Here is a 17390-nt window from a genome sequence, read left to right on the forward strand (position 1 = left end):
CTAATAGTTTCTGGCGCAAGCCCCAGATAGGAGGCAATCAGTGTCTGAGGAATTCTTTTTATAATTTCAGGATGATGCTGTAAAAGATGTTGATATTTCTCTTCCGCAGAATGCGTAATTGAGCTCATCAGCCGTCGCTCCTTAGTAACAATACTATTCTGATATAAAATACGAAAATACCGTTCCATCACTGGCACCTTCACCAGCATGGCTTAATAATCTGCCAGCGTTATTTGCAACACATCTGTGTCTTCAATGGCTTCAATATTTAACTGTGCAGGGGTAGCAGACAGAAAACTATAAAAATCAGATACTCACCAGCCTTCCCAGCCAAACAGGTTAATATGATCCTCTCCTTTATCATCCACATTATAAGACTTGATCAGCCCTTTGGCAATAAAACTCAATTGTTTGCAGGTTTCTCCTTCCTGCAACAAAAATTGCTTACGCTTGAATTTTCTGGCAGTAAAGAATGTTTTAATAATTTCTTTTTCCGGGTCGGAGAGGACGATCTTTGCCGCAATATGGAAAAATAGTGTATCAAACATTCGCTGGTGTTTTATGGAGGTCTAATACAAACTTACGAAGCAGATTGCAAATGCTAAAGAATGATAAGGAGCGGAAAAAGCCCCCGGGGTACAGGATGAATCGGGTATTGTGGCAGCGGTAGTAAAGGTGATTCGGTAAATGACAGCTGATTAAGGGTGCATCCTTAATGAATAATGGATTTGTTGAGCATTACATCCAATTGCAAAAAAAGTCCCGGCATAGCCGGGACCGTTATTTGTAGCGAGGAGAGGATTCGAACCTCTGACCTTCGGGTTATGAGCCCGACGAGCTACCTCTGCTCTACCTCACAATGAGTCGCAAATGTATGTAAACAAATATCATCCACCTAATCTATTTTCAAAATTCAGGCGATAAGATCTCCGGAAGCTTATAAAAAATGAGAGGTTGTCAATATAATTCAAGGAACAATTCATAACTATAGCGGGGCTTTCATAGTTGCTATTTTACCAATTGAGATATAAAAATTCAATAACTAATACATGCCATTTTATTTTAATTGTATAGCTTTATTATACATTTAACCTGCAAATGATACCCTACACCTCATACATCAACGCCTTTACATACTACTTCAAATACTGTAGCATTTAAATAAACCTATAAATCAACTTCATGAGAAGATTACGGCACACTAATACAATTAATATAATAAAATTCAGTTACAGAGAATCCACATAAGATATTTTGACGGTAATGTAAATAATATACTAGTAGTTCATAACGAAGAATAATCCATTTTTAAAATGGGTAAAGAGACTTCTTTTTTAAAAAAATATATTTTATATTTGTTTAAGACACAAATTACTATTCCACTACATAAAAAGAGAACCCAATTATACCTGATTATATAATATTAAAATAACCCTTTATTTTTTTGTAGCAGTCTATTTAAAGTTGCGCAACGACTCAAACAGGCTTTCTGCATTGTTTATTTTATCATTTAAATACCCAATCATGTTAACCAAGTTAACGGACATGAGACAAACCTTGTCCCAGCCGATCTATGCCCTATTGTTATCAGCCACAGTGCTGGCATCATGTAAAAAAGAAAACCAGATATCCCAAAGCACTAAACCAATTGGCGAACTGGCAACACTGACATCATTCATCACTGATGTTACAGGCGTAACTTCAAACAAAATTGTTTTTGATTCCGTAAAACAACAATTTATTGTAGGGGGAGACGTAATTCTTTCATTACAACAAGCAAAAGATCATTATTCAAAGGCAAACAGTTCTGGCGCCGAAGGGCGTTTAGGTCAACGACGTTATGCATTTATTGTAGGTAGCAATATTGCACCATCTATCACTGTGTATGCAGATCCTACTATTCCTGCTGCCTGGTCTACGGCCCTGGATGCAGCTATCACGTCATGGAATAATATAGACTGCCTGGTAAAGATTACCCTTACTACTACAGCTGCGGGGGCCAGTATAAGAGTGGGTACATACACTGATGCTACTACTCCTACTACCGAATATGCCAGTTATCCAGATGCACTGGGTTATGCAGGTCAGTCAGTAAATGTGAACCTCTATTACAATTCACTTACTGCGGATCAGAAAACCGCTAAAATCATACATGCATTTGGACATTGCTTTGGTTTTACACATACAGATGATAGTTCAACGGGTACTTCGATTCCGGAAACACCCGACGGAGATGCCAGTTCTATATTTAATACTAATCCAAGCGTGACCACCTGGAGCTTCTATGATTATATTGCTGCTGGTATCGTTTATCCAAATTACCCGGGTACCAAACGAATATTGCGATACTGGAACCTTTCAAGTTCCAGACATCTTTATACGCTTAACAGCGCTGAGTTAGGAGTTGCTGCTAATGGTTATTCTGCAGAACCAGGCACCAGTGGATATATATTCCCTACCCAGGTAACAGGTACTGTACCTTTATACCGTTATCAAATAGGTACTACTGGTGATAGTTACTATACTACTATTCTTAATGATGCAGGATCAAGTGGATATACTTATAAAGGCATTCTTGGATACCTGTATACTACACAGGTAGCAGGAACCCGCCCACTATATCATTACACATATCCCGGCTCGGTAAATTTCTATACTGTCAACTATGCAGAATTAGGCGCTGGTAGCGGTGCCTGGGTACTTCAAGCCCCTGTAGGTTACGTGTATTAATAAAACGAGGCCGTATCTTTAGTAAGATACGGCCTCGTTTATTGGGGTACCTAATGGAGAGAGGTAGTCCTTCATGCACTTCTGAGGAGGTCTATTTATTTTTGATACGCTCTCTTCAACGCAGTTGTTAACAATGCATTGGCAATGCCTAATGAATCCTTAAAATTCCCGGTTACCCGTTTCGCTGGTCGGTAGTTTCAGTTTGCTTGTAAAGCGGTTCAAATTAAAACTCAGATTGATCAGGAACACATCGGTTTCTGAAATATAATTTGTAGTGGTATAAAATGCAGGCCCCGAAGTAGTAATACGCTGTTTATTGGCACCCAGGAAGCCAATATTCATATTCTGCCATAACAGAGAAACGGTTAGACGACCATTCATCAAACTCTTTTTAAACGAAGTATTGGGTACAAGGAATGCACCATCCTCTCCTTGTGCAGTGGGTCGTTTGGACAGGTAGTTGATATTAACTTGAATACTCGAAGTCTTGCCAAGCTGGAAATTGTTGTTCGCATTTAACGAGTAAGCCCATTTATTATTAGAAATGGTAACCGGCACATTGAGGATTGAAGCAATTCCATGGATTTTATAATTGTATATATTGCCGCCTACATACAGCGTCCACCATTTGCAAAGGTTTACATTCAATCCGGCCTCCAGCCCCCACATGCGGGCTGCACCTGCATTAGTATAAACGCGGTTAAGGATAGTATCTGCATAAACACTGTTTAATCGCTGGATAGGGTTCTGAACATGCTGATAATAAATGGTACTGAAAAATGAGCCTTTATCAAATGTATGGTTTATACCTAGTTCAGCGAGGTCTATAAATTCTGGCAACAGGTCAGGATCGCCCTCCTCCAGCGTTTCGGAGTGCTCACGTTCCGGAATCGGGTTGAGTTCCAGGTTGCTTGTGCGCTGTATACGTTTACTATAGCCGGTCTTGAGTTCCCATGCTTTGTTTAAATGGTACAAAAGGTTGGCAGCAGGAAACAAATTGGATAGGTTCAGGATGTGGGATTGCACGTCATAAGATAAATGAACCGTTCTTGTCGCATACTCATAACGCAGACCTCCATTATATTCCAGTTGACCTGTTTTACCGGAATACTGGCTATAAACCGAGTTGATCTCATTGATGGCGTTTGTGCTACCTTTAAACTTATCAATGTCAGGTTGCGAGGTTGCCGGAGTTACGAAGTAGTCGAAGTCGCCTTGCTGGGTATCATGACGGAACTGGTACCCGCTCTCCAGCTTGCCCTGGCCAATAGGAATTGTATAATCCAGTTTAAAACGGTATGCACTGATTGGACGTTTATAGGGATTGTTTACATATTGGATGGTATCGTTGGTATTGGGGTATTCCAGGTTGCGGTTCAAAGTTCCGCCGTATAAGTTGTCATGTTCATATTGCAAACCGGCCGTTAAGTTCGATTTATTGGCAAAAATATGGGTATAGTCAAGGTTACCTAAATTAAATGTACCCTCTTTGGTTTGCAGATTGGAGTTAAAGTAGGTTGCGCTGTTGATAAGCGCACCGGTACTAAGGTTTGAGGTGGTATTATGATAAAGCAGATCTGCTAAGCGTGCCTGGTATCTTTTACCGCTGTAAAATCCGGCCGAGATCACATTATTGGCATTAGCCGTATAAATTATGGAAGCACGCCCGGCATAGTTGTAACGATCAAAGCTGCGCTCTCCATTGGAGGGAAAGCGGGTGATCGTGTTAGCAGCAATATTTTTGGTGTAAGCATTGCCTTCCCGGTATCCTTCATTGTCATTCCGTGTATAATTTCCCCCGATCGAAACATCCCATTTTTTCTTTTTAAAATTGATCGTTATATCCCCATTAAAGCGTTGCGGTTTTTTCAGATTATTATAATCAGTAGTACTTGGCAGTCCACCCTGGGCATTGGCAATTAGTGTGAACCCATCGTTAACTCCCTTTTTAGTCATAATATTGATGATACCACCGTGGCTATCAGGATCATATTTCGATGAGGGTGCAGTGATTAGTTCAATATTGTCGATGGCGTTGGCAGGCAATTGTGTCAGCACAGTTTGTGCATCGGCCAGCACTGGTTTACCATTAATCAGTACCATAAAACCGGCAGCACCCCGCACACTGATGTCTCCCTGTGAGTTGACAGTTACAGATGGCAGATTTTTCAAGACATCGATAGCAGAACCTCCTTTAGCGGATTCAAATTGCCCTGCTTTATAACTTTGTTTATCGATCTTGTTCAATGCAGTTATTTTCTGCCCGGATATGGCGACTTCGTTGAGCATTTTAGATGAAGGGGTAAGGCGGATGATGCCCAGGTCAATATCCGAATTTCCAGCTACACTATTTTTTAGGTATTGTGGTTCGTAGCCCGGGAATGTGATCTTTAGCAGGTAGTTTCCCGGCGCAATTTTTTTGATCTTAAATATACCACTGGTGTTACTGATGCTACCTGCTACCAGGCCTGAATCAATTGTGCTAAACAATGCGGCACTTGCGTATTCCACAGGCGACTGACTTTGAGCATCGATGATCCTGCCTTTAATAATAGCATTTTGTGCCGAGGCAGTAAATATTCCGGATAATAAAATAAGCAGGCAGAGGAGTTTCATAATGGCCGATATTAAACCTTACAAAAATATTACCTGCCACATTGTATTAATGGTAGCCTGCTATGCAATTATGGTATAATAAAATTAAGGACGCTTCGCAAAGGCCAGTTCCCGGTATATACCCGGGGTAAGGTTGGTATACAGCTTAAAGAACTTTACAAAATGTGAGGGATCCGAAAATTCCAGGCTGGCTGCAATTTCTTTGATGGATAATTCTGTATTGGATAACAGTATTTTGGCCTCCAGTACAATACGTTCATTCAATATCATAGAAGGTGTTTTGCCGGAGGCTGTCTTGCAAATAGTGTTCAATTGTGCCCCTGGCAAATGCAGCATTTCAGCATATGCCTGTATCTTTTTGATCTGTTGAAAATGTACATTGACAAGGCTTTTGAATTGGTAATAGATCGGATTGAAGGGCTTGCCATCCCGTAATTGCGCATTGGATTCTTCCGCTGCCTTTAATAGGATCAGTTGTAAATAAACCTCCAGGATAGCAGGGGGAGCAGCAGATTGGTAGTCCTGGCAGAAGCATTTGACAAGGTCCAACAACATAGGGCTCTCCTTTAGCTGTATAACCACTGGTAAGTTATACACGATCTCCAGGCTTTTGCGGTTCAGTAATTCTTCGCGAAAGAGGATCACATAGCCTTTAGGTATCCGGGTAAAATCCCAGCAATGGACCTGGCCAGGCTTCAGAAAATAGATCGACGGTGGCAGTACGTCGTAGCTTTGGTCATCAATAGTATGGTAACCGGCACCATGTTCCAGCACGATCAATTCGAAATAATCGGCGTGCTTATGCGGCACTGTTGGCTTGATCACCTCTTTAAAAGGACTGATCTTCAACAGCTGGTTGCTATTGATCTTCGACTTAACAGGTATCGCTTTCATCAGTTACGAAGCTATCATAATCTTTTAAAAACAAAAAAGATGAACTATCCGGATTTTGCGAAAAATGCCTTCGCTCACCATACGGAGCATCATTTCGTTGTATTCGCCCTCGGGTGCTTACATAGCTAAATTATTATCACGTGCCAGGAAGATAGTATGCCATTATAACTCAACCTAAGTTACCCCTAACAACTTTGATAATCGTTAAGTAATCTCTCATCCATTGTGAGCTGTAAAAAATTAGCATTGGAACTTGTGAACGATGATTGAGCATTGATTAAAATATTTATTGAACTAGCTTATTATTAGAGGGCTTTTTACGCAACTATAATTCAGCTGAAACTTGCGATCATATTTATATTCTTCTTCCAAAGCAGAATATAAATGGTATTTGCCAAAACGCTATCAGCAAAGTGCTTATTTATGTTCATTAAGCATTTTACAATATCACATATATAATAATATGTTTAAAACACTAAAATTTGTAAATTAACTTATAAGTGAATAAATTTGTATTGAAAATTTGGGATAACGAAGCTAAGAAATGTACTTTTTATGCGGTATGCAAAGAGGATTCCCGTACTTGTGAAACTGATAAGTTCTTTAAGAAATATAATGCAATAGCTGAATACAAGAAGCCTACGCAGGAATTGTTAAGCTTTGTTTTAGATAGTATTGGAGAAGATCATGGAGCCGTCGATATGTTGTTCAATCGATTTGAAAATGAAGTAGTCGGTTTACCTAACCAGGGGAAAGCAAATCTAGGTGAGATTACATTATTCTTTCCTAATTTCCCTTTAAGATTATACGCTTTAAGAGTTAATAATCATTCTAATTTGGTCGTTTTATTTAATGGCGGTATAAAGTCTGCATTAACCAATCAGGCGAGCAAAGATTTGAACTTAAAATAGCGGGAAGCATGTCAGTTTGCCCGAAGAATAGAAGAGGCGATAATGAATAAAGAAATTATTGTTGACCATAGGAAAAGGACAATTCGTACTAACAATGGCGATGAAGAGATCATCCTATAAAAATTTAATGATATGAGAAGTAAAGTCGCAAAGGACATTCAAGAGGAAACACCGGAGGAGGTGAGGATATTTGTAAGACAATACACAGATATTGTTATAAGAATTAACCAGATTTTGCAAGCAAAAGGATATACACAGAAGGACTTAGCTGAAAAAATGAAAAAAAAGCCGTCTGAAATCAATAAATGGTTAAAGGGTAATCATAATTTGACCCTAATGACATTAGCTAAATTAGAAGCAGAACTGGGAGAACCTATTATACATATATCAAACGAACGTTTGCAAAAAAAACCGAGGAAGAAAATTGCTTAATTGGGTTTGAGTAGAGGAAATATATAATGTTTTTCAACTACTGTACAACAGGAGAATATATTATTGTAAGTTAATTTTTCTATTAAAGCCGCTCTGATAAAAAGCCTTAAGCCTTTCAACTTGGAGTTTTATCTATGATGAATAAAATCTCCACACATTTGTTAAGTATATTATACCCCATTCCAGAAGACCATGTCTGAACTTACCATCACCTGGCAGTGCTAATACATGGAAAACGTTTGACTAAATGGAAGAAGTTATTGGCATATTTATAGTCATACCAAATAAAAAATCCTGCAAATCTCTCGACTTAATTGCCAGACCTGTACTTTTTAATGATCTGGACTTCTCACCAAACTAATCTGGACGTTTGAGAAAACCTTCATGTAGAAGCTTCAACTAATTTTACACCATAAAAAATACTTATGGCAAAAACAGTTTTAGTTACAGGAGCTTCTGCAGGAATTGGAAAAGCAACCGCAACTTTATTAGCGCAAAATGGTTACAATGTTTATGGCGCGGCAAGAAGAACAGAGAAAATGCGGGATTTAAAAGAATATGGCATTAAGCCAATTGAATTGGACGTCACAAACGAAGGAAGCATTTTGGCATGTGTTGACCACATCTTTACAGAAGCAGGAACCATTGATATATTGGTCAACAATGCAGGATTTGGTACAGGTGGTGCAATTGAGGATGTGTCAATAGAAGACGCTCGTTATCAACTGGAAGTAAACGTGTTTGGGGCAATGCGTTTAACGCAGTTAGTATTGCCTAAAATGCGAGATAATAAATATGGCAAAATAGTAAACATCTCATCAATTGGAGGTAAAGTTGCATTTCCTTTGGCTGGGTGGTATCATGCCAGTAAATTTGCAATAGAAGGATTGAGTGATGCTTTGCGAATGGAAGTAAAGGAATTTGGTATCGATGTGATCGTGATAGAACCAGGTGGTATTAAATCTGAATGGGCTGAAATTGCAAACGATCATCTGATGCGTATTTCTGGCCATACCGCTTATAAAGAAATGGCTAAAAGTGCTGAAAAATCCACCCTTAACCTGAACCTGCCAGCGCCTTCTGTCATTGCTAAATTGATTAAAAAAAGTATTGAATCTACAAATCCAAAAACACGTTATGTTGGAGGTTTTGGTGCAAAGCCGATTCTGGGTATAAGAAAAATTATTTCAGACAAATTGATGGATAAGATAATTCTTAGACAAATGAAGTAAATGTTATGGCAACAGTTTTTCAACATAATATCGCACTGTCCTTCTTTACCGAAGATGAGAAACAGGAACACGACCCATTTGTATACGAGCATGTCTTAGGATTAATCGTTTCGGGTTCAGTTGACTTCTACACAGATAATAAAGCCGTTTCACATTACACCGGAACATTGAGTTTAATACGGAAAAATCAGCTTGTAAAAGCAGTGAAGAAAATTGATCCCGTAAGTAATAAGTTTATTTCCATAAACATATTCCTGACACAAGATGCATTGAAAAAATACAGCCTTGAATATGGTATAAAATCAGAAAAAGTTTATAGCGGAGCCTCCAATGTGTTGTTAGAAAACGACGCGTTTATGAGAGGATATTTCGACTCATTACTCCCCTATCTTGCGAAACCAGAGATCCTTACGCCCATTTTGGCGCAAGCTAAAACCACAGAAGCAATTGAATTATTGCTACGTAATCCTGTATTAAAAGATTTTCTGTTCGATTTCAGCGAACCGTACAAAATAGATTTAGAAGCATATATGAACCGGCATTTCTCATACAACGTTCCCCTCGTGCAATTCGCGAAATTAACAGGCAGAAGTCTTTCGTCATTCAAGCGTGATTTTATGAAGATCTTCAGCGTAACACCAGAAAAATGGCTACAAAAACGTAGGTTGGAAATGGCCCATTTTCTTATTTCCCAAAAGAACAGGAAACCGTCTGATGTTTACCTGGAAGTCGGGTTTGAAAACTTATCACATTTCTCCACCGTATTTAAAAAAGAATTTGGAGTGAATGCCTCATCATTACAACAAAAGTATTGACCACTCCTGAATTGGGTTGTACCTATTACCTCCTTATAAGCTATGCTGAATTTGTCGGTTACAAGGCAATTCAACAACATCTGCAGGAATGGAATAACTTCCATGTAGCAATTGCAGGTGCTGCTGTTTTAACAAGACTGCTTCTAAATGAAATTTTCCAAAACCAATACTCATTTAAAAGACCCAATCCGATCGCAGCGACTGCCGATCTGGTAGCAGCGAAATATAAAGCAGGTGCTATTGTATATTTGTCAAATACTGTTTTATCGTTTGCAGGTTCCTGCGACTTATTGGTAATTTGTGTCCTGCGATTAGAACCTGAGATTGCCCAAAGGTACTTATGTGATTCAAAGCCACAATGTAGGATTTATGTATTTTCAAAAAAAGACTTTGAGGCAAACGCTCTTTAATTGCTTTCAGGCTGGAGTATACTGTATACTTTCTTTCTGTAGTAACTATTTGTACATAGTTCAACATAGATTCGATAAATAATATATCTACAAACGCTATTTTCTCTAAGCAATTATCGCATTTGACATATAAATAATCAGGATGTTCCAGGTTATTTTTTACAGTTAACGAACCACAAATTTTAACTTTTGCCTTTTCACAGGCTTTTGTAAAACGCTCAAACGTTACAGGTTTCATTAAGTAATCGGTAACGTTCAACTCAAATCCCTGCAAAGCATATTCAGGATAAGCGGTTATGAAAATAACCTGCTGGAACACATCATGCCGTTGTAAAAACTCAATACCACTCATCTGGGGCATTTTAATGTCCAGAAAAATCAGATCAACCACTTCAGTTTGTAAAATAGCTTTGGCAATAATTGGATTACGTGCTGTTCCAACCAGGTGTAAATAAGGTATTCTCTCAATGTATCCTTCTATTTGTTTACGTACCAATGGTTCATCTTCTACAATTATACAGTTCATCATTGGTTTAAGATTAAATTTAGATAGATGTAATACTTATTATCAAGTTCTTTGGTGGTAAGTTCATATTTATTGGAATATAAGAGTTCCAGTCGCTGTCTTACATTCTGCAAACCAATGCCCGTGCTATCATATGTAGCAGATAAATGTTCCTTAACAGGGACTGTATTCATACAATAAAAATGCAGTTTCCCATCTGTAAGGTGAATATCGATTTGTATAATATTCTCCCTGCTATCATCATCAGACACGTGCTTAAAAGCATTTTCAACGAATGGCATCAGCAGCAATGGAGAAATCGTCAAGTCATTACTATCTACTTTTACATTTAAAATAGTCGTTGCTTCTGTACGTATTCGCTGAAGATTAAAGTAATTTTCCAGATGCATTAATTCTTTGGATAAGGGAACAAAGTCCGCACTGCATTCATATAATTGGTAGCGTAATAAGTCGGCTATAGTCACTAATGTAATCTTAGCCTGTGGCAAATCAAAATCTAATTGTGTATAGAGACTATTAAGAGAATTGAATAAAAAATGAGGGTTAAGCTGTGCTTTGAGGTAGGCCAGTTCAGCCAATGAATTGGCTTTTTCCAACGCATTAAGTCTATGCTGGGCATTCACACGATCAAGTGCCAGCTTTAAAGCACCTCCTCCTAACAAGCCCAACAATGCAATGAAGAAACGATTATACTGTAAATCAGTGTAGTTCCATGAAAAATTAAAGTGAATGGGAACCAGCATGTGGTTCAAAAATAGCTTCATAATAAAAGCATATCCGACTGCCAGTAGTATAAGATATATTAACGATAGTAATAGCAGCTTTGTTACGTTCTTATGCTTAAAATAACGGGGCATCAGGTATGCATAAATGCCGTAAAAGGCACAGAGTATCAAACTTACATCGAGCGCTGAAAAGTAAAGACGGTTTCCCTTATCACTGATATAAAAATACGTGATCTGGTTCCATATAAAAAAGAAACCCAGCCAAAAGCTCACATGTAGTAAAAAACGTCGCATGAACCAAATTAATGAAAATGGTAAAAAAGTACATCCGTTTTATAGCAAATGTCTTATTTACAGGATTAACGGTAGTTATGAAAACGACATTACCTAATGTAAAAAGGATAAAGCCATTGGTATAATTTGAGATTATCCTGTCTGACCAGTATTTAATTTTCACAAAAAAAACATGAAAGCTATTATTGGATTGCTAATGCTAATCACTATAACCTTTCGTGGGATTGCCCAGGGAGTAGATACTGCCATGTTGCTTGCTGCCACTTATTTCAGACAAGCGGACTCCGCAGGCAGCCACAACTTTATGTGGAAATATCCCCTTTATGGCCCTATGTTACTAGTTGATCCCCATTCCAGAACCACTTATGCAAATATGCCGGATAGTGCAGGGACCTTTACCTTCATAACAGAAGGCTTGTACAAAGGGACGTTACCTCCGGAAGTGATGGTTGCCAATACATCTATAACCTGGCAAGGCCGGTTGTGGGCCATTCTATTATGGCCATTACCAGTTGACAAGGAGGAACGACTAAGCCTTATGTTACACGAATCCTTTCACCGCATACAACATCAACTTGGATTTCCTGCTCTTAGCCCGACAATAGACCACCTGGCAACTACGAATGGACGTATCTTTTTTCTGTTAGAACTGCAGGCGTTAAAAGCAGCCTTAGCCAAACCGATTGATCAGCGTAGGAAGGATTTGGTGAATGCACTGCTTTTTCGCAAAAAAAGAGAGGAATTGTTTCCTTCTACCTTTGACAACGAACGCCTGCTGGAAATGAATGAGGGACTAGCTGAATATACAGGAATGCTATTGGGTAGACTACCTGGTAGTATAAGACAACATTTGTATCATGAGATTGATAAGGCTGGCACCCAGTTGTCATTGATTCGATCCATGGCTTATATAACCGGCCCTGTTTATGGGTATCTGCTATATGAGAAATCGCCAGGCTGGACACAATCAGTCGAATCGAATTCTTCATTTCCAGCTTTGATAAAAAAATATTATCAGGTGACTGTGCCTGAACAAACGGCTACCGCTATTTTGGCAAAACTGGAAAAGCAGTACAAGGGAGATAGTATCATACTTGTAGAACAAATGAAAGAGAAAAACAGGCGACAGCAGGAAGATACTTATACCCGTCTTTTTACGCAACAACCGGTGTTGATCATCAACCTGGATAAAATGAACATAGTGTTTAATCCTAACAATTTATTTGACCTGGGGGAATTGGGTACTGTATATCCAACCGCAGAAATAAATGATGTTTGGGGAAAGTTGAAATTAGTGGATGGTGGTATGCTCATGAAGAACTGGAAAGTAATTACATTACCGACAATAGATAGTCTACATGTAAAAGATAATATTGTACAAGGTCATGGATGGCAGCTGCAACTAAATAAGGGGTGGCGAATTGAAAAAGTGGACAGCTTGCAATCAGCGTTGATGATGAGACTGTAAAATTTCCTGTGTTAATGGCCTATGGTGGTGAATTATCTCAATAGGACCAAAAACCGGGGAAGGTGCTGCTGCCGAGCCATTCACCCTTTCCATCCCGGCAGGGTTTCAAACAATGGGAAAGGAGTTTACACAAAATATTTTACACTCCCTTGATCATTTTAAATTATGTCAACGACTAAAATACCCATCACCCTCCTGACCTTCATAGATAAAAGCCTGGTGGAGCTATCATCTCCACCAAGCTATTCCTACTATACAATAACTCATCTATTAAACATCTCAAACCGCTCACCATCCCACATACCCTCACAACTTCCTACCCTTACTCAACCTCTCATCTTTCGCCTCCTCATCCTTCAACATTGTATGTGACCATTCTGCATAAGCAGCAGTACCATCCAGATCCTGAAAAAGAGAAAACATGTTTATTCCTAGCTTATCCAATTGAAATCTAATACCAGAAAAGCATCTCGCGGGGATCTTTATTTGTATTATATCCTTACTAAAAGAAGACGTTTTATTAAACGGAACCCAATTTCCCGTTCTCTTATCTAACTCCTGCGTAGTAAACCACCCACTCTGACATTGGATCCTTATAGTAGATATCTCAGGCCTAAATACCTTTGTCGCAGTTTCCTTAAACGGATCCAGTTTGCTCAACTCCTCTGGTCGTAAGAATGATTTTTCATGCACAAATAACACATATACCACTCCATAAGCATCACTAGCAGGCTGTGAAACGGCAAACCAAAGAGCAGCTAATGGATTACTTGTCCAATCCAACAACCGGGTTGCCATACCATGATGCTGTGCCATAGCCAACCATTCCCAGTCATTGCTTGGCACTCTAGTTATATGTGCCTTTGCCAGTCGTTTAAAATCCTCCAACATCTTTCTTTCTGTAATGACTGCTTTATCACTACGTATCTTTACACGACTCAGCTTCGGCAAAAGAGGCCAGTCCGCATTCTGCCCTCTAAAAAGGACACACTCCATATTCGTTTCCCCTTCAATAAAACGTATAAATTTCTCCAGGTTGTCTATCTCCAATCCATTTATGCTACTATCAGTTTGAGGAGGAACATTAAACGATGATACCCCTTTTTTTTTCTCTCTACCTTTCGGAGTATGTATTCTCCCTGGCACGGCTCTCTTTTTGTGTGCAGCCATTATAATTCATGTATGAGATCAATCAGTTTTCTTATCCGCCGCCTTAGCATCATCCTTAGCAGCAGTACCACCACCACTTGCAGCATCCACCGTCTGCGTACCACTACCCTTCTTCTTTATAAAAGGAATATTATATGTCAAACTAATAAATGGCTTCGCGGTGAACTTAGGCGCATAAACAGGGTCCTTTCCTGCCTCTGCAAAGCTTAACTTCGTATTTATCCCATTTGCATATTGACTACTCAGCTTATTCACATTTCCTAATATATACCCTACATTCAACCCTAATCTATTTTCAGCCCCAAACAAGAAACCTACCCCTGCAAGATATCTAATACGTGTCTTTTCACTGAACGTAACCCCAGCACCAATATTCAAAGAAATATTAAACTTCGGTCCTATCTTTGGATAAAAGTGTAAAAAGCTCGCAAAACCAAACTCTCCTTTTCCATTATTCTCCTTATAAAGTTTACTTCTTCTATCAACAATAGAATCCGCGCCGTTCCTATCACTCAAAATGGTGCTATCCGAACGTATGGAATACTTCTCATCCTGTAAACCGCTATAATATAATCCTGTACTCACATCCACTTTAAACCCACCTTTAATCCAGGCATTCACTGTCTTTTGAGAAACAACGGATTTATATGGCGTGTTGGTTTTTCCCTTCACACTAAAGGTGAATGCAATCTTATCATAACTACCATCCACTAATGGCACTTGTGTGATGTTCTTATAATAAGAAGCAGGCAATGAATTATAATCCTTCAGAAAGGCTTCAATCAATTTTGTATCATCATCTGTTTGCTTTGGAAATGTAGCAGCCAGAAAAGCTGAAAATCGTACTCCAGCAGGTTTCCCCAAGTTATTCACAAAATATTCATCTATCTTCTTCCTGGCATCTAATTTATATTTTATAATGTCATTCTGCTTATAGATACAATACGACTGTAATAAAAGTAACAGTTCATCCATCTCTCTTGTGTAAAGATACATAGCTACTCTGATTTTATCTTCCGCAGTGGGTACATATGGTAATGCTGATTTTTCTGCATTTTGCGCAGTAGTAACAGCATTTTGCATTCCAGACTCCAACAATTCGAGCATAATATTGGATTCAGCATTTGAACGATCAGCGAGGTCTGTAATTTCAACATCAAATGCCTGGGGATTCACATTAATTACCTCAAAGGATAATGGTTCATTATTTTTAACCACTATTTTTCTTTCCTTAGTAAAACTGGAACCTACTGCACCAGCTCCATATACCAGATTTGTTCCATTAAATAAATAACCTTTCAAAAATCCTTTCCCATAATTACCAATGAGATAAAGCTTATTTTCATCATCATAATAGAAAGTTAAGTTCCTATCTGCCAGATAAACAATCCGATTACCAATAGCTATATCAGCTCCTAGAGGATTCTGCCCATCAGATCCTGAACAATCTCCAGTTGTAGGATTGGTAAGATCATCGATCTTAATTCCTACTAACCCTACAAGTTTTTTAAGCGTAACAGTAGAAGAAGTATTGCCTTTTCTTTTTTTACCGTCATCATTTGGCTTATAAGTTAGTGTCAGGCTTCCCAGATCGTTTTTTCCATCACTGAATTGAAGAACAGCAGTCTTCCCATCTTCTATCGGATCAAGTCCACCGGTTATTTTGAAATCAATTTGAGCAGGCGCTACTTTTCCAGGGCTTGGTTCAATAACAGCTTTAGTATTATCCTTGGAAAAAGAAACCAACGTGCCCTTAGTATCTATATTATCCCCAATCTGTAAAGTACTATGATTTATAATCTGATTATATTGTACTAATTTAAATCCTTTAAAAGTTATAACATACTCCTTTTCAGAAATAGGAACTTGAGATGTTGTCTTTAGAGCTGCCTTGATATTCCCAACCCCTTTAAATACGATTTGAGATTTAACCTGAAAGCAAAGCAAGCTAGGTGCAAAGATGCAGAGAAGAAGTTTCGTTTTCATTTTTAAACTATTTTAAAGCCAAGATGATCGTTTAAATAATACCAAGGGATTAAATAAGTACAGGCATTTTCTGTAGGGGTGTTTTCTACAAGACCTCCGACTGCATATCCAATCAGCCTACCATCTACAGCCACCACGGGGGCACCAGAATCTCCAGGCTCTGAAATTTTTGTAGTACGGATCAACCCTTTATAACTTCGATTTTGCTGATTCACCATCATTTGTATATCAACCATTGGATCTGTGATCGATCCTATCTGCGGACCACTCGTAGCACCAAAGCTGTAAACGATTATTCCAGCCTTCAATTCCTCTTTCAGATAGTACTTACTAATCTTTGTACTAATAAGATATGGGTGAGGAAACAAATTATCCATATCATGTGCACCTATATCAATAAGAGCATAATCCCACAATGTATTGATACTCCCCCTATTCACCTTAAAGCAAGGACTTCCAGCCCTTGTAAAATGGAAAATGGTATCGCTCAGATCAGGACAAAAATGATCTCCCGTATCGACAATTTTAGACAATGCCACTACATGCAAACAAGTAAGCAGGTAATTCTTTTTATCCTTGCTCATGTAAATAGTCCGTGTCCCACACATGTTTCCAGAACTATCAACCAAGCCTCCACCACAGTGCGCAATATTCCCCTTATCAGCCAGTACCCATTTGTATTTAACATTAGGATCATATTGATGACTCCCTGGAATCCCACTCGACTTTACATCCGTAGGAATACGGTACCCCTTAAAAACAAAATAGTCAGGTATTATACCTCCGGCTGAATCTTTCTGAGACACGAAAAAAGTGATACAGAGATCATTGTCTATTTTATCATTTTTAACCCCCGCACCTATACCAATGATAAAATGCTTATTATAATATCGATCGAATATGGCATTCTTAAGATTGACAATAACAGCGATCGCATCTTGAGGTGTAAGCTTGCTTAAATCCTTCCCCGGCAGCTCAAACTCCACATTATCAATACCCCCACTCCAGTAATAGCAATTATTATCCGCATGATACCAAATAGAATTTCCCTCTATAGCATCCCCAATCACCACATCATCAATCTCAATCTCATCGCCAGGTTTTAGCCAGGAAGGATTAGAAGCCATTACTTTAGCGGCCCCCACCCTCGCATTCAAAAAACAATTTGATACAACTTTCAT

General features: G+C 38.7%; 14 protein-coding genes and 1 tRNA gene. 6 read left to right on the plus strand and 9 right to left on the minus strand.

Annotation, left to right across the window (positions count from 1 at the left end; genetic code table 11):
• Positions 1 to 314: 314 nt before the first annotated feature.
• Both SIO70_RS01955 and SIO70_RS01960 read right to left on the minus strand, forming a co-directional pair.
• Positions 315 to 548: a hypothetical protein gene (locus SIO70_RS01955; protein WP_320578967.1), complete on the minus strand. Its 234-nt coding sequence runs from the start codon at positions 546 to 548 to the stop codon at positions 315 to 317.
• 239 nt (positions 549 to 787) lie between these two features.
• Positions 788 to 859 (minus strand) — tRNA-Met (locus SIO70_RS01960).
• Between the two features lie 665 nt (positions 860 to 1524).
• Between SIO70_RS01960 and SIO70_RS01965 the strand changes: the two genes are divergently transcribed.
• Positions 1525 to 2730, plus strand: coding sequence for a M57 family metalloprotease (locus tag SIO70_RS01965; RefSeq protein ID WP_320578969.1), 1206 nt, complete (start codon positions 1525 to 1527; stop codon positions 2728 to 2730).
• A 159-nt stretch (positions 2731 to 2889) separates the two neighbouring features.
• On the opposite strand, the gene SIO70_RS01970 is transcribed toward SIO70_RS01965, so the two are convergent.
• The gene (locus SIO70_RS01970; RefSeq protein WP_320578971.1) at positions 2890 to 5346 is read right to left on the minus strand and encodes a TonB-dependent receptor domain-containing protein; all 2457 of its coding nucleotides are present in this window, start codon (positions 5344 to 5346) and stop codon (positions 2890 to 2892) included.
• 84 nt (positions 5347 to 5430) lie between these two features.
• Positions 5431 to 6240, minus strand: coding sequence for a helix-turn-helix transcriptional regulator (locus SIO70_RS01975; protein ID WP_320578973.1), 810 nt, complete (start codon positions 6238 to 6240; stop codon positions 5431 to 5433).
• Between the two features lie 500 nt (positions 6241 to 6740).
• Here SIO70_RS01975 and SIO70_RS01980 point away from each other — a divergent pair, with 500 nt between their 5' ends.
• From SIO70_RS01980 to SIO70_RS01995, 4 genes are all read left to right on the plus strand, one after another.
• Positions 6741 to 7151 (plus strand): hypothetical protein, encoded by a 411-nt coding sequence (locus SIO70_RS01980; protein ID WP_320578975.1) that lies wholly within the window; start codon positions 6741 to 6743, stop codon positions 7149 to 7151.
• Between the two features lie 132 nt (positions 7152 to 7283).
• Positions 7284 to 7583, plus strand: a complete 300-nt coding sequence (locus tag SIO70_RS01985; protein WP_320578977.1) for a helix-turn-helix transcriptional regulator — start codon at positions 7284 to 7286, stop codon at positions 7581 to 7583.
• Positions 7584 to 8008: 425 nt separating this feature from the next.
• Positions 8009 to 8815 (plus strand): oxidoreductase, encoded by an 807-nt coding sequence (locus SIO70_RS01990; protein ID WP_320578979.1) that lies wholly within the window; start codon positions 8009 to 8011, stop codon positions 8813 to 8815.
• Between the two features lie 5 nt (positions 8816 to 8820).
• Positions 8821 to 9630, plus strand: coding sequence for an AraC family transcriptional regulator (locus SIO70_RS01995; protein ID WP_320578981.1), 810 nt, complete (start codon positions 8821 to 8823; stop codon positions 9628 to 9630).
• A 237-nt stretch (positions 9631 to 9867) separates the two neighbouring features.
• Here SIO70_RS01995 and SIO70_RS02000 read toward each other — a convergent pair whose 3' ends face one another.
• Together SIO70_RS02000 and SIO70_RS02005 are read right to left on the minus strand one after the other, a co-directional pair.
• Complete coding sequence (locus SIO70_RS02000; protein WP_320578983.1) at positions 9868 to 10569, minus strand: LytTR family DNA-binding domain-containing protein; 702 nt, start codon at positions 10567 to 10569, stop codon at positions 9868 to 9870.
• Entirely contained in the window at positions 10566 to 11585 is a 1020-nt protein-coding gene (locus SIO70_RS02005) for a sensor histidine kinase (protein ID WP_320578985.1), read from the minus strand. Before SIO70_RS02005 ends, SIO70_RS02000 begins: the two co-directional genes overlap by 4 nt.
• A 172-nt stretch (positions 11586 to 11757) precedes the next feature.
• On the opposite strand from SIO70_RS02005, the gene SIO70_RS02010 reads away from it, so the two are divergent.
• Complete coding sequence (locus SIO70_RS02010; protein ID WP_320578987.1) at positions 11758 to 13053, plus strand: hypothetical protein; 1296 nt, start codon at positions 11758 to 11760, stop codon at positions 13051 to 13053.
• 306 nt (positions 13054 to 13359) lie between these two features.
• Here the strand turns inward: SIO70_RS02010 and SIO70_RS02015 are convergent, their stop codons facing one another.
• The 3 genes from SIO70_RS02015 to SIO70_RS02025 are packed head-to-tail and all read right to left on the minus strand — an operon-like array spanning position 13360 to position 17390.
• A complete protein-coding gene (locus SIO70_RS02015) occupies positions 13360 to 14223 on the minus strand; it encodes an FRG domain-containing protein (RefSeq protein WP_320578989.1) in 864 nt (287 codons plus the stop codon).
• Positions 14224 to 14241: 18 nt separating this feature from the next.
• Positions 14242 to 16209 (minus strand): hypothetical protein, encoded by a 1968-nt coding sequence (locus SIO70_RS02020; protein WP_320578991.1) that lies wholly within the window; start codon positions 16207 to 16209, stop codon positions 14242 to 14244.
• Positions 16210 to 16211: 2 nt separating this feature from the next.
• A complete protein-coding gene (locus SIO70_RS02025) occupies positions 16212 to 17390 on the minus strand; it encodes a trypsin-like peptidase domain-containing protein (protein ID WP_320578993.1) in 1179 nt (392 codons plus the stop codon).

This window comes from Chitinophaga sancti, from assembly GCF_034087045.1.
In the GTDB taxonomy this organism is placed as follows: Bacteria; Bacteroidota; Bacteroidia; order Chitinophagales; family Chitinophagaceae; genus Chitinophaga; species Chitinophaga sancti_B.

What these genes read in the sequence shown, in the direction of transcription:
- SIO70_RS01955 (WP_320578967.1), bottom strand. Translation starts at nt 548, where the DNA reads ATGTTTGATACACTATTTTTCCATATTGCGGCAAAGATCGTCCTCTCC.
- SIO70_RS01965 (WP_320578969.1), top strand. Translation starts at nt 1,525, where the DNA reads ATGTTAACCAAGTTAACGGACATGAGACAAACCTTGTCCCAGCCGATC.
- SIO70_RS01970 (WP_320578971.1), bottom strand. Translation starts at nt 5,346, where the DNA reads ATGAAACTCCTCTGCCTGCTTATTTTATTATCCGGAATATTTACTGCC.
- SIO70_RS01975 (WP_320578973.1), bottom strand. Translation starts at nt 6,240, where the DNA reads ATGAAAGCGATACCTGTTAAGTCGAAGATCAATAGCAACCAGCTGTTG.
- SIO70_RS01985 (WP_320578977.1), top strand. Translation starts at nt 7,284, where the DNA reads ATGAGAAGTAAAGTCGCAAAGGACATTCAAGAGGAAACACCGGAGGAG.
- SIO70_RS01990 (WP_320578979.1), top strand. Translation starts at nt 8,009, where the DNA reads ATGGCAAAAACAGTTTTAGTTACAGGAGCTTCTGCAGGAATTGGAAAA.
- SIO70_RS01995 (WP_320578981.1), top strand. Translation starts at nt 8,821, where the DNA reads ATGGCAACAGTTTTTCAACATAATATCGCACTGTCCTTCTTTACCGAA.
- SIO70_RS02000 (WP_320578983.1), bottom strand. Translation starts at nt 10,569, where the DNA reads ATGATGAACTGTATAATTGTAGAAGATGAACCATTGGTACGTAAACAA.
- SIO70_RS02005 (WP_320578985.1), bottom strand. Translation starts at nt 11,585, where the DNA reads ATGCGACGTTTTTTACTACATGTGAGCTTTTGGCTGGGTTTCTTTTTT.
- SIO70_RS02010 (WP_320578987.1), top strand. Translation starts at nt 11,758, where the DNA reads ATGAAAGCTATTATTGGATTGCTAATGCTAATCACTATAACCTTTCGT.
- SIO70_RS02015 (WP_320578989.1), bottom strand. Translation starts at nt 14,223, where the DNA reads ATGGCTGCACACAAAAAGAGAGCCGTGCCAGGGAGAATACATACTCCG.
- SIO70_RS02020 (WP_320578991.1), bottom strand. Translation starts at nt 16,209, where the DNA reads ATGAAAACGAAACTTCTTCTCTGCATCTTTGCACCTAGCTTGCTTTGC.
- SIO70_RS02025 (WP_320578993.1), bottom strand. Translation starts at nt 17,390, where the DNA reads ATGAAAGTTGTATCAAATTGTTTTTTGAATGCGAGGGTGGGGGCCGCT.